At 69.9% G+C, this 12,728-nt stretch carries 11 protein-coding genes; 6 read left to right on the plus strand and 5 right to left on the minus strand.

From position 1 onward, the window contains the following. Positions 1-93: 93 nt before the first annotated feature. Positions 94-1,470 (minus strand): formimidoylglutamate deiminase, encoded by a 1,377-nt coding sequence (locus tag ACFW16_RS15190; protein ID WP_380306330.1) that lies wholly within the window; start codon positions 1,468-1,470, stop codon positions 94-96. Further along, positions 1,467-2,819, minus strand: a complete 1,353-nt coding sequence (locus ACFW16_RS15195) for a Fic family protein (RefSeq protein ID WP_380306332.1) — start codon at positions 2,817-2,819, stop codon at positions 1,467-1,469. The genes ACFW16_RS15190 and ACFW16_RS15195 overlap by 4 nt, the downstream gene beginning before the upstream one ends. Before the next feature lie 57 nt (positions 2,820-2,876). Between ACFW16_RS15195 and hutI the strand changes: the two genes are divergently transcribed. The 5 genes from hutI to ACFW16_RS15220 all read left to right on the plus strand — a co-directional run bounded on the left by hutI (position 2,877) and on the right by ACFW16_RS15220 (position 10,640). Beyond that, positions 2,877-4,088 carry an imidazolonepropionase gene (gene hutI / locus ACFW16_RS15200; RefSeq protein ID WP_380306334.1) on the plus strand — a complete coding sequence of 404 codons (1,212 nt, stop codon included), beginning with the start codon at positions 2,877-2,879 and terminating at the stop codon, positions 4,086-4,088. A gap of 71 nt (positions 4,089-4,159) precedes the next feature. After that, a complete protein-coding gene (locus ACFW16_RS15205; RefSeq protein WP_380306336.1) occupies positions 4,160-4,735 on the plus strand; it encodes a lytic transglycosylase domain-containing protein in 576 nt (191 codons plus the stop codon). Positions 4,736-4,963: 228 nt separating this feature from the next. Beyond that, on the plus strand, positions 4,964-7,645 hold the full coding sequence (locus ACFW16_RS15210) for an SLBB domain-containing protein (protein ID WP_380306338.1): 2,682 nt from the start codon (positions 4,964-4,966) through the stop codon (positions 7,643-7,645). A 147-nt stretch (positions 7,646-7,792) separates the two neighbouring features. Then, positions 7,793-9,106, plus strand: a complete 1,314-nt coding sequence (locus tag ACFW16_RS15215; protein WP_380306340.1) for a malonyl-CoA decarboxylase — start codon at positions 7,793-7,795, stop codon at positions 9,104-9,106. Positions 9,107-9,119: 13 nt separating this feature from the next. Further along, complete coding sequence (locus ACFW16_RS15220; RefSeq protein ID WP_380306342.1) at positions 9,120-10,640, plus strand: malonyl-CoA synthase; 1,521 nt, start codon at positions 9,120-9,122, stop codon at positions 10,638-10,640. 3 nt (positions 10,641-10,643) lie between these two features. Here the strand turns inward: ACFW16_RS15220 and ACFW16_RS15225 are convergent, their stop codons facing one another. The 3 genes from ACFW16_RS15225 to ACFW16_RS15235 are packed head-to-tail and all read right to left on the minus strand — an operon-like array spanning position 10,644 to position 11,723. Further along, a complete protein-coding gene (locus tag ACFW16_RS15225; protein ID WP_380306344.1) occupies positions 10,644-10,979 on the minus strand; it encodes a hypothetical protein in 336 nt (111 codons plus the stop codon). A gap of 58 nt (positions 10,980-11,037) precedes the next feature. Next, positions 11,038-11,379, minus strand: coding sequence for a hypothetical protein (locus tag ACFW16_RS15230; protein WP_380306346.1), 342 nt, complete (start codon positions 11,377-11,379; stop codon positions 11,038-11,040). Between the two features lie 26 nt (positions 11,380-11,405). Further along, positions 11,406-11,723, minus strand: coding sequence for a hypothetical protein (locus tag ACFW16_RS15235; RefSeq protein WP_380306347.1), 318 nt, complete (start codon positions 11,721-11,723; stop codon positions 11,406-11,408). 526 nt (positions 11,724-12,249) lie between these two features. Between ACFW16_RS15235 and ACFW16_RS15240 the strand changes: the two genes are divergently transcribed. Then, on the plus strand, positions 12,250-12,582 hold the full coding sequence (locus ACFW16_RS15240) for a hypothetical protein (RefSeq protein ID WP_380306349.1): 333 nt from the start codon (positions 12,250-12,252) through the stop codon (positions 12,580-12,582). The last annotated feature ends 146 nt before the right edge of the window (positions 12,583-12,728 follow it).

The raw sequence follows: 12,728 nt of genomic DNA on the forward strand, positions 1-12,728 counted from the left end.
GCCGCCTCAACCGCGCCTCATGAACCGCCGTGTACGGAACCGTACGCACGGTGGTGTGGGAGGAGGGCCGCCGTAAGGCGCCCTCCTACCCGATCACGCCAGCAGTGCCGCCATCACCGCCCGGTAGCGTGCCGCCACCGCGGCTTCGTCGGCGTGGCGGCCGTCGCGGACGCGCCAGCGGCCGCCGGCCATGACGTGACGGATCGGCGAGTCGTTGCCGGCGAAGACGAAGCTGTCGAGCAGGGTATCGCCGCGGCGACCGATCAGCGCCGGATGGTCGCGGTCGAGCACGACGAGATCGGCTCGTGCGCCGGCCTCGATCCGGCCGGTGGCGCGGCCGACCGCGCGGGCGCCGCCGTCGATCGCGGCCTGGAACAGCGTGGCGCCGACCGAAGGCCGGCCCGGCCCTGCAGCGACGCCGCGCTTCCGGTGCGACAGGCGCTGACCGTATTCCAGCCAGCGCAGCTCCTCGATCACCCCGACCGAGATATGGCTGTCCGAACCGATGCCGAGCCCGCCGCCGGCGGCGAGATAGGGGGCGAGGGGGAACAGTCCGTCGCCGAGATTGGCCTCGGTGGTCGGGCACAGCCCGGCGACCGCGCCGCTGGCCGCGAGATCCGCAGTCTCGGCCTCGGTCAGGTGGGTGGCGTGGACCAGGCACCAGCGGTTGTCGACCGCGGCGTGGCCGAGCAGCCATTCGACCGGCCGGGCGCCGCTCCAGGCCAGGCATTGCTCGACTTCCTTGACCTGCTCGGCGATGTGGATGTGGATCGGCGCCGCCGGATCGGCCGAGGTCATGCCCGCCACCGTCGCCGCCAGCATCTCGGGCGGCACCGCGCGCAGCGAATGCGGGGCGACGCCGATGCGGACATCCGGGTCGCCGGCATGGTCGGCCCGCAGCCGGCCGACGATGTCGAGAATGCCGTCGACGTCGTTCAGGAAGCGGCGCTGCCCGTCGCCGGCCTTCTGCCCGCCGAAGCCGCCGGCGGCGTAGAGCACCGGCAGGTGGGCGATGCCGATGCCGGTCGCCTTCGCCGCCGCGATCGCCCGGCGCGACAGCTCCGCCCGGTCGGCATAGGGGGTGCCGTCCGGCTGGTGGTGCAGGTAGTGGAACTCGGCCACGCAGGTGTAGCCGGCCTTCAGCATCTCGACATAGAGCTGGGCGGCCACCGCTTCGACCTGGGCGGGGTCGAGCACGCGGACGAAGCGGTACATCTGCTCGCGCCAGCTCCAGAAATCGTCGCCGGGGCCCGACGCGGTCTCGGCCAGGCCGGCCATGGCGCGCTGGAAGGCGTGGCTGTGCAGGTTGGCCATGCCCGGCAGGACGACGCCCGCGACCGGTTCCGCATCCCCTCGCGCTGCCGCGGCCGAGACGCCGGCGATGTCGCCCCTGGCGTCGACCTCGATCAGGACGTTCTCGGCCCAGCCGTCGGCCAGCAGGGCGGTCTCGGCGAAATAGCGCGTGGTCACGATGATCCCTTCTTCCTTCCCTGCAGCCTCTGGGTGAGGTCCGACGGCGCGACATAGGCCTTGCCGCGCCCGACCTGGCGCTTGCGCAGCAGGCCGGCTGCGAGCAGGTCCTCCAGATCGGCACGCGCCGTATGATAGCTGACGCGATGCTTGTTCTTGTGTCCATCGACAGTGACCTGCGCGCCGGGTGACCGGGCGCCCGTCTTGAGGACGTCGAGCTGGCGATGGTTGAACCGGCCCTCGTGGGGGGTTCCATCGAGCCAGGTCTCGACCAGCTCGATCTCCCGGGCCTTGCGGGTGAGATAGTTCTGCAGACCTTCGATGGCGAGCCGCACCACCTTGGTCTGGTTGAACAGGAAATAAGTCAGGTCGTTCTCGTCCAGCTCGCTGTTCAGATAGGCCTTGGCGTATTGCACCGGCGACCTGCGGATGATGCTGGAGATGGAGATGAACTCCATCAGCCAATACCTCTGCCGCAGCATGGACCAGTAGAACAGAGCCCGTGCGGTCCGGCCGTTGCCGTCGACGAAGGGGTGGTCGTAGCCGATCATGAAGTGCAGGATGATGGCCCGGACCACCGGATGGATGAACTTGTCCGGCGGCGGGTTCAGGTCGTTGGCGAAGGCGCAGAGCGTGTCGAGCCGCTTCGGCAGCGTGTCGGCCGCCGGAGGGATGTGCAGGACTTCGCCGTCGCGCGGATCGACGACCTTGACGTCGTCCTCCGCCCGCCTCAGCCGACCTGCCATCTCCGGTTTCTCCAAGGTTCCTTCCGTGACGATGCGGTGCAGGTCCAGGATGACGGCCGGTGTCAGTGGCTGGTTGGCGTGCTCGCGAACGAACTCCATGGCGCGATAGTTGTTCAGCACCATGTGTTCCCCGAGGCTGCGCGGCTCGCGATGGTCGCGGATCATCTCGCGCGCCGCCTGTCGGGTCGTGGCCGCGCCTTCGAGGACGGAGCTGGCAAAGGCTTCCTCGATCAGCGAGGTCATGATGTAGCGATCGCGCTGGGCGCTGGTCGCGGCGGGTGTCTCTGTCAGGATCTGGCCGCTGCCCTGAGTGTCGATCCAGTGAAGTCCGGATCGCAGGATCGGTGGTTCGCTGAAACAGAAGCGTTTGCCGGCCTTGTCGAGAAGGGGCAGCATGGTGCGGCTGTTTCGCCGCGCCCAACGCATGGCGAACCACCAGTCCTCGGTAGACAGTCCTGAAGGCGGCTGGCGGAAGCGAGCCTCGTCCCACGAGAGGTACTGACCATCGGATGACACCATGCCGACACCAAACAGCAGCTCTAGAGATTCCAAATCTAGACGGCCGAGATGCTCGTCGACAGAGGGCGGTGGTGAAACGCGCATGATGATGTTTTATAGCAAAACTCAAATTATAAAACATCTGCTTTGACGGAGAGCGGTATGTGGGATCGGCTGTGGATCAATGCGCGGCTGGCGACCATGGAGGGCGACGGCTACGGCGCCATCCCGGAAGGGGCGATCGCGATCGAGGGCGACCGCATCGCCTGGGTCGGGCGGCAGGCGGACCTGCCCGGCGCGCCGGACCGCCTGGCCGCGGCCGTGGAGGATGCCGGCGGCGCCTGGGTCACGCCCGGGCTGATCGACTGCCACACCCATCTGGTCCATGGCGGCGACCGGGCCCGCGAATTCGCGATGCGGCTGCACGGCGCCGGCTATGAGGAGATCGCGCGCGCCGGCGGCGGCATCGTCTCGACCGTCGCCGCCACCCGCGCCGCCGGGGAGGACGAGCTGCTGGTCTCGGCCCGCAAGCGGCTCGACGCGCTGGCGGCCGAAGGCGTGACCACCGTCGAGATCAAGTCCGGCTACGGGCTGGACCTCGCGACCGAGGCGAAGATGCTGCGCGTCGCCGGCCGGCTGGGGCAGGAAAGCGGCCTGCGGGTGCGGCGCAGCTTCCTCGGCGCCCATGCCGTGCCGCCGGAGGACCGCGACCGGCCCGACCGCTATCTCGACCGCGTGGTCGAGGAGATGCTGCCGGCGATCGCGCGGGATGGCCTCGCCGACGCGGTCGACGCGTTCGGCGAGAGGATCGCCTTCTCGCCGGCGCAGGTGGAACGCGTGTTCCGTGCGGCCAAGGCGCTCGATCTGCCGGTGAAGCTGCATGCCGACCAGCTCTCGGACCAGGACGGTGCCGCGCTGGCGGCCCGGTTCGGCGCGCTGTCGGCGGACCATCTCGAATACACCAGCGAATCGGGGGCGAAGGAAATGGGGCGGGCCGGCACCGTCGCGGTGCTGCTGCCCGGCGCCTTCTACTTCCTGCGCGAAGCCCAGCTGCCGCCGGTGGCGGCGTTCCGGCGGCACGGCGTGCCGATGGCCCTGGCCACCGACAACAATCCCGGCACCTCGCCGGCGACCTCGCTGCTGCTGATGCTGAACATGGGCTGCACCCTGTTCCGCCTGACGCCGGAAGAGGCGCTGGCGGGCGTCACCCGCAACGCCGCGCGGGCGCTGGGCCTGGCCGGGGAATGCGGCCGGCTGGCCCCGGGGCTCGCGGCCGACCTGGTGCTCTGGGACGTGGCCGATCCGGCCGAGCTGTCCTACCGCATCGCCTACAACCCATGCCGCGCGATCATCCGCGCCGGCCGGCCGGTCTGATCCGGCGGCATTCCTCCGATACGCCGGTATTCTGCCGACTCGATGCTTTGTGCTAGAAGCCTTGCATTCGATTGGCGGGGAAGCCGGTTACGCTGGTGAGGGGATTCGGTCGGATCGCGGGGCTCGCGACGCTCCTGCTCGGCTTGGCCGCGGCGGCGCGGGCAGAGGAGAGCTGCACGCCGCATATCCTGGCGATGGAGGGTGCCTTCGGCATCCCGCGCGGCATGCTGCTGGCGATCGCGCAGACCGAATCGGGCGGCAAGGGCGATCCCTATCCCTGGGCCCTCAATGTCGGCGGCACGCCGATGTTTCCGGGCAGCCTGGCCGCCATGAAGGCCGCGATCGAGGACAACGGCGGCGGCGAAAGCCCCAATATCGACGTCGGCTGCATGCAGATCTCGCTGCGCTATCACAAGCAGACACTGCCGGACTACACGCTCATCTTTCAGCCACAATACAATGTGATCTACGGCGCGTATTTCCTGCGGCGGTTGTTCAATCAGTACGGAAATTGGCTGGAAGCGATCGCGCATTATCATTCGAGCAACCCGGACCGGCAGTTCGCCTATGCCTGCCGGGTCCTGGAACGGTTGAAGAAAATCCGCGGCCAGGGGGAAAGGCCGATCGAAGTCTGTGTATCCGGTTGAGAGGCGCAGGGGTGAATTCCGGTTTTCTTTGCCCGCCAGATCGTCCAGAAGAGGGGATATTGGGGGGCGTTGGCTCGATCAGCGCCGCGATCGGGCATTTGCGTGAAGCGGGGGACTATGAAGCCTGTGCATAGTGAACGTCGCCGCGACGAGCGGGGCGAGGGGCGCCGACTGCGATGGACCCTTCGTTATGGCATCGGTCCGGCTCTCCTGGCCTGCGGCGTTCTGGTGCTGACTCCGGTCGCCGGCCACGCCCAGCTGAACGCGCTGGTCGACCAGTTGCAGCAGCTCGGCATCAGCCCGTCGCAGCTGCAGCAGCAGGGCGTCCAACCCGACGGCACGACGATCCCGAGCGGACCGCGCGTCCCGTCGACGACGCCCGCACAGGTCACGGAACCCGCAGTGCTCTCGCCGGGCCTGCCGGGCTCGACCGTCACCGCCGCGCCCGTCTCGCGCATCGAGGCCGACTACCAGCGGCGTCTGAGCAGCGACATCGGCCAGTTCGGCTATGACGTCTTCGGCGGCGGGGCGGTGGCGAGCCAGGTGGTCAGCGGCGCGGTCAGCGAGAGCTACATCGTCGGCATCGGCGACCAGATCGTGGTCACGCTGCGCGGCCAGGTGAATCAGGGCATCAGTGCGACGGTCGACCGCGAAGGGCGGCTGATCCTGCAGGACCTGCCGCCGATCCCGGCGGCCGGCCGCTCCTTCGGCGACCTGCGCCGCGAGATCGAGACCCGGGTCAAGGAGAACTACGTCTCGACCGAGGCCTTCGTGTCCCTCGGCGACGTCCGCGCGATCTCGGTGACACTGACCGGCGAGGTGACCAAGCCCGGCACCCAGACGCTGACCAGCTTCTCGACCCTGGTCGACGCATTGACCGCCGGCGGCGGTATCCGGAAGACGGGATCGCTGCGCACGGTCGCGCTGATCCGGCAGGGCCAGACCAAGGTGGTCGACCTGTACGGCTTCCTGATGGGCTACAGCAACGAGGCCGACCTGCTGCTGCAGGACGGCGACCGGATCTCCGTGCCGACGGTCGGGCGCACCGTCGCGGTTGCCGGCGACGTGGTCCGGCCGGGCATCTTCGAGATGCCGCCCGACGCCGCCGGCCCGCTGAGTGTCGCCGAGATGCTGGACTATGCCGGCGGGCCGATCCGGCCGTCCGGCAACCGGTTCAACCTGCTGCGGCTCGACCGCAACGGCCAGGACCAGGTGCAGAACCTGTCGGGCCAGACCGCGGTGCCGGTGCAGACCAACGACATCATCCAGGTGACACTGTCGCAGGATCTGCGCGTCGGCAGCGTCTCGATCACCGGCAACGTCACGGTCGCCGGCGTCCGTCCGTTGAGCAGCGCGCCGACGCTCCGCGCCCTCCTGGCCGACCCGCCGATCCTGGCGGATGACGCCTACCTGCCCTTTGGCGTGATCCAGACCACCGACCCGACCACGCGGATCCGCAAATTCGTGCCGGTCAATCTGGCGGTGGCGCTGCGCGGCGGCGGCAACATCCGCTTGCGCGACCGCGACAAGCTGATCGTGCTGTCGCGCGAGGACGTCCGCTATCTCGGCGGGGACGACGTCCAGATGATGCTGGCCGGAACCCCGCCGGTCCAGGCCCGCTCGGCAGATTCGGATCTCTCCCAGAACACCCAGGTGCTGAATCCGACGCTGGCCACCAGCCAGCCGCCACCCGTCAACGTCAGCAGCAGCTGCCTCGGCCTGCGGTCCCTGGCGGAGGCGGTGCGCAACGATTCGACCGGCCGCTTCCGCAACGCGCGGCAGACCTTCCAGAACACCACGGGAAGCAACTCCCTGCAGGTCAACCGCGCCTGCCCGGAGATCTTCGACGACTTTCCGGACCTGCTGCCCTTCGTGATCGAGCATGTCGTCTCGCTCGAAGGCCAGGTGCGGGTGCCGGGCAGCTACCCGATCATCCCGGGCACCTCGCTCGCCACCGTGCTCGACATCGCCGGCGGCACGACGATCGAGGCCGACCGCCGGGCCATCGAGGTCGGCTACTTCTCCACCCTGTCGCCGTCCAATCTCAGCGGCTCCTGGCGTTCGGTGCAGAGCCTCGGCGCCACCACCGCGTCGATCAAGCTGAATCCGGGCGACAGCATCCGCATCCCGCAGAACCCGCAGCTGCGCGAGGACGGGACGGTCACCCTGGCCGGCGAGTTCACCCACCCCGGCCGTTATGTGATCCGCCGCGGCGAGACCCTGCTGCAGCTGATCCAGCGGTCCGGCGGCTACACCAACCAGGCCTTCCCCTATGGTGCGGTGTTCACCCGCGCGGCCGTGCGGCAGCAGCAGCAGCAGGGCTATGAGCGCACCGCCCGCGAGATCCAGGCCGGGCTGCCGCAGCTGATCCAGGAAACCCAGAGCAGCGGCAGCAGCAGCAGCAACACCGCCGCGGCCCTGCCGGCGATCCAGAGCCTGATCGCGGAGCTGAAGAGCATCCCGGCCGCCGGTCGGGTGGTGATCGAGGCCGATCCGACGGTGCTGGCGGCCAGGCCCGAGCTCGACTTCACCCTGGACGCGGGCGACCAGCTGTTCGTGCCGAAGCGGCCGCTTTTCGTCACGGTCTCGGGCGAAGTGCTCAACCCGGGCACGGTCCAGTACGACGGCAAGCTGACCGCCGACGACTATGTCGACTTCGCCGGCGGCACGACCGGATCGGCGGATTCCGGCCGCGCCTTCGTCATCATGCCGAACGGCCAGGCGCAGCCGCTCGACCTGTCGTCCTGGAGCTACAGCTCGGTCAAGGTGCCGCCTGGGTCGGTCATCATCGTGCCGCGCGACCTGACCCCGTTCGACATCTCCCGGCTGATTCGGGACGTCGGCTCGATCGTGCAGAGCCTGGCGATCTCGGCGGCCTCGCTGGTGGTCATCAGCCGGAACAACAACTGACCTAGGGAAGATCACGTGGAAAAGGGCGGCGCCACCAGCGCCGCCCTTTTCATTGGTGGGATCGCCGGCATGCGACGGGCGAGATTGTCCCATGGGCGGGAAGCGCACTAGCCTGACCGGGTCTGGTGGAAGCGGAACGGGCATCTGATGCAGATCACCGACCTGATCAACTCGATCGCCGATCGCGGCCTCGAGCTCTTCGCCTTCGGCCGCGGCCGGTCCTTGCCGCGGGATCCGGGCGGCCTCTGCCGCGCGCTGCTGTCCGAACGCGGCGAGGCCTCCGGCATCGCGCTGGCGCGCGAGCTGGTGGCCTTCTATCGCGGCCTGGATGCGACCGGGCGGGAAGCGTTCTTCACCATGCTGGGGCGCGAGTTCGGGCCCGACCACGCAGCCATCGCCGCCGCCGCCCGGGCCTTCGTTGCCGAGCCCAGCGCCGCCGGCGCCCTGGCGCTGGCCGAGGCGGCGGAACCGCCGCGGCAGGAACTGCTGCGCCGCATCAACATGTTGCCCGAGGGCACGGAATTCGTGATCGGGCTACGCGCCGATGCGCTCGACCTCGCCGACGGCAAGCCGGAGCTGCGGATCGTGGATGCCGACCTCAAGCACGTCCTGACCTCCTGGTTCTCCGGCGGCTTCCTGGAGCTGCGCCGGATCACCTGGGAGACGCCGGCGATCATCCTGGAGAAGCTGATCCAGTACGAGGCGGTGCACGCCATCCCGGGCTGGGAGTTCCTGCGCCGGCGCCTGGCCGAGGACCGCCGCTGCTACGCTTTCTTCCACCCGGCCCTGCCGAACGAGCCGGTGATCTTCGTCCAGGTGGCGCTGGTGCGCGGCCTGGCGGGGGAGGTGGCGCCGCTGCTGGACCCGGAGGCCCCGGTCGGCGATCCCGCCGCCGCCGACACGGCGATCTTCTATTCGATCACCAACACCCAGAAGGGGCTGCGCGGCATCTCCTTCGGCAGCTTCCTGCTGAAGCAGGTGGTGGCCGACCTGCAGCAGACCCTGCCCAACCTCACGACCTTCTCGACCCTGTCGCCCATCCCGGGGTTCCGGCGCTGGCTGGAGACGGCGGCGCCGAAGCACGAGCACCCCGCGGTCCGGGCCGCGGCCGAAGCCCTGCCGCCGGTGCTGGCGGCGGGCGGGATCGACGCCGTCGGCGCGGACAAGACCCTGAAGGCGGCGCTGATCGGCCTCTGCGCCCGCTATCTCGCCGCCGAGCTGCGGCCGAACGGGCGGCCCGTCGACCTGGTGGCGCGGTTCCATCTCGGCAACGGCGCCCGGCTGGAGCGGCTGAACTGGGCCGGCGACACCGCGCCGAAGGGGCTGGAGCAGAGCTGGGGACTTCTGGTCAATTACCTCTATGATCCGGCCGAGCTGGAGCGGAACCACGAGGCCTTCGTCAATGCCGGGAAGGTGGCGACGAGCCGTGCGGTGGCGCGCCAGCTGAAGCCCTATCTCTGACCCGCCGAGCCGAATGACCAATCTCGCCCACGCCCTGGCCGCCCGTTTCCCCGCCGACCGGTCCAAGCCGGCGCTCGAGCTCGCCGACGGCCGCCGCATCTCCTATGCCGGGATCGAGGCGGCCAGCGCCCGTTACGCCAATCTGCTGCGGCGCCTGGGCGTGGCGCCGGGCGACCGGGTGATGGTGCAGGTCGACAAGTCGCCGGAGGTGGTGGCGCTCTATCTCGGCTGCCTGCGCGCCGGGGCGGTCTACCTGCCGCTCAACACCGCCTACACCAAGGGCGAGGTCGCCTATTTCGCCGGCGATGCCGAGCCGGCCCTGGCGGTGTGCCAGCCGGCGCGGCTGGCCGAGATCGAGGCGGTGGCCGGGCCGGCCGGAGCCAAGGCGGTGCTGACGCTCGGCGCGGCCGGGGAGGGGACCCTGGCCGAGGCGGCGGCTCAGGAGCAGGACAGCTTCGAGACGCTGCCGCGCGGGCCGGACGACCTGGCCGCCATACTCTACACCTCCGGCACCACCGGCCGCTCCAAGGGGGCGATGCTCAGCCACGACAACCTGCTGTCGAACGCGCTGACCCTGCACGATTGCTGGGGCTTCCGGCCGGACGACGTGCTGCTGCACGCCCTGCCGATCTTCCACACCCATGGCCTGTTCGTTGCCACCAACTGCGCCCTCTCGGCCGGGGCGACCATGCTGTTCCTGCCCAGGTTCGACGCCACCGAGGTGCTGCGCCTGCTGCCCAAGGCCAGCGTGATGATGGGCGTGCCGACCTTCTACACCCGGCTCCTGGAGCAGCCGGGCCTCACGGCCGAGCAGTGCCGGCACATGCGGCTGTTCATCTCCGGCTCGGCGCCGCTGCTGGCCGACACCTTCGAGCAGTTCCGGCAGCGCACCGGCCACACCATCCTCGAACGCTACGGTATGACCGAGACCAACATGAACACCTCGAACCCGCTCGAGGGCGAGCGGCGGGCGGGGACGGTCGGCTTCCCGCTGCCCGGCGTGTCGCTGCGGGTGGTGGGCGAGGATTCGAAGCCGCTGCCGCAGGGCGAGATCGGCGTGATCGAGGTCAAGGGCCCGAACGTGTTCAAGGGCTACTGGCGGATGCCGGAGAAGACCGCGGCCGAGTTCCGGGCCGACGGCTTCTTCATCACCGGCGATGTCGGGGTGGTGGACGACCGCGGCTACGTCTCGATCGTCGGCCGGGCCAAGGACCTGATCATCTCCGGCGGCTTCAACATCTATCCGAAGGAGGTCGAGAGCTTGATCGACGCCATCCCGGGCGTCGAGGAATCGGCGGTGATCGGCCTGCCGCATCCGGATTTCGGCGAGGCGGTGGCGGCGGTGGTGAAGATGCAGGCGGGTGCCGCGCCGCTCGATCCCGCCGCGATCCAGGCGGCGCTGCAGGACCAGCTGGCGCGGTTCAAGCAGCCCAAGGCGGTGTTCGTGGTGGCGGAGATCCCGCGCAACGCCATGGGCAAGGTGCAGAAGGCGGCCTTGCGCGAGCGGTACAAGGCGACCTTCGCCCCGGCATAAGGCCTACAGCGGGTCGCGCTTCGGGTTGCTGAGCAGGCCCTCGCGCCGCGCCACATGGTTGTGGCCGGCGGCCTGCGCGATCGCATCGTGGTCCGGGGCGGGCTCGATGCGGACGAGGTCGGGTTCGTGCCACGGCGATCCGGTCTCCCGCAGGGGCGGCTTGTCGGGCGAGAATCCGGTGGCCAGGAAGGTCGCGTCGAGATAGCGGCGGGCATCCTCGGGGCTCTCCGCGAACACCATCATGTCCTTCACGAAATCGGCGCCGTTCTCGGGATCGACAACCCGCCACAGCGGGTCCTGGCGGCGGGCGGGGTTGATCCGGACGGAATAGGCGTGCATCGGCGGGAGCCTCCTTCACACCCGGCCAACGCCGCCGGGCCGGCGCCGGTTCCGCGAATCAGCGGCAGGCGGCCTCGCCGGTCTCGATATGGAAGCGGCGCGGGCCCGGCGCCGCCGGCTGGCCGCTGTCGGGGGGATCGTCGACGATGCGGATGTCCAGCGTGCAGGGGCCCGCCTGGATCCGGTACAGGTCCTCGCCCGGCCGCTCGATCCGGTCGATCGGCGTGTCGTGCAGCTTCTGCGCCAGCTCGTTGCTGTCCAGGATGGCCTGGATCTCCCGCAGGCGCTGCCAGTACGGCGGCAGCGCCGCCCGGGCGTCGGCGGCCGCGCCGAGAAGCAGGAGCGCCGCAGCGGAGGCGGCCGCGATGCGGTGACGGGGGCCGAGAGGAGATCGGGTCATGTCATGCTCCTCGCCGGACCCCCGCGTCAGGCGCCGACATTCGGGATGAAGAAGCAGCGCATCGACCCGTCCGGCTTGCGGCAGAGCCAGTATTTCTCGTCTTCGCTGAACTGGGCCTGGTCGGTCGGCACCAGCAGGCCGAGCGGCCGGACCATATAGCCGTCGGGACGGACCTGGACGTCGCGGGAGGCGAAGGCGGCACAGTCGTTCTGTCCGCAGCAATGCTCGTGCGTGCCGGTCAGGTTCCGGTATTGACCGTTCTGGATCCACGCCGCCGGTCCATGGGCGGCGGCGCCGCCAGCGGCGATGGCGAGCGCGGCCGCGAACGGAAAGAGGATGCGCATCAGGCGACCTCCTGGCCAGGGTTGCGGGCGACCGCGCGTCGCGCCCGGTCGGCTGGCCCATTGCGGCCGTCCGCAGCGGACCCTGCAGAACAAACAATCGGACAAGCCCGCAGGTTCGTTCCATCGGACCACGGGTCATTGGACCATGGGATGGAGTCCGCCCGGGCCGATCGGATGCGACTCCGGTCGCCGCCGAAGTCCCGAAACCAGCGGGCACGCCGGTTCCAAACGCCACTGCGGCCCAGGCATTCCGCGGCGTTCGCTTTGATCTTGACTCTCCGGGGGCGCGGGCATACATGGCCGGTGACGCCGGACGAGCCCAGGCCCGCCCGGCGCCAATCTCACAACGAGAGACAGATGGACGACCACCCTAGTCGTGGCGTCGCCAAGGCCGATCCGGCCGCGGTGACGTCGCCCGAACATCACTGGATCGCACTCGGCCACGGCCGGGTGGATGGCGTGAGCCGGACCTAGGGTCGGAGCGCCGTTCGCCCCGCTTCCGCCGCGTGCGGAAACGGAGCGAACGATGAACCTCGCTTTTCTCTCCTGCTTCGATCGCCGCCTGCGCCTGGCGCTGGGCGCCGTGATCTCCCCGCGGGCCGAGGCGCTGGCCGCCCTGCCGCGCTTCCGCAACCGCGACCTGCGCCACGACCCGATCCGGGACGAGGACAAGGTGCTGCTGCGCTGGATCCGCGACCCCGAGACCGGCAAGCTCGCTGCCCGCTGGGACGAGCCGGACGCTGCGGCGCCGACCTCCACCCGGCCCGCCGCGCCGGTCGACGACCTGGCAGGGCACCGCGCCCGCCGGGCGCAGCGCTACCGCTCGCGCTTCATCTGGCCGGACCGCCGCAGCGCCTGAGCCGCGGCGCCTGAGCCGCGGCGCCTGAGCCGCGGCGCCTGAGCTGCGGCGCCTGAGCTGCGGCGCCTGAGCTGCGGCGCCTGAGCTGCGGTAGCCAACGCCGATCCGGGCGGTTGGATGACTTCCGCACGCGAAAGTCATCCAAC

Source organism: Inquilinus sp. NPDC058860 (genome assembly GCF_042743185.1).
Taxonomy (GTDB): Bacteria; Pseudomonadota; Alphaproteobacteria; order DSM-16000; family Inquilinaceae; genus Inquilinus.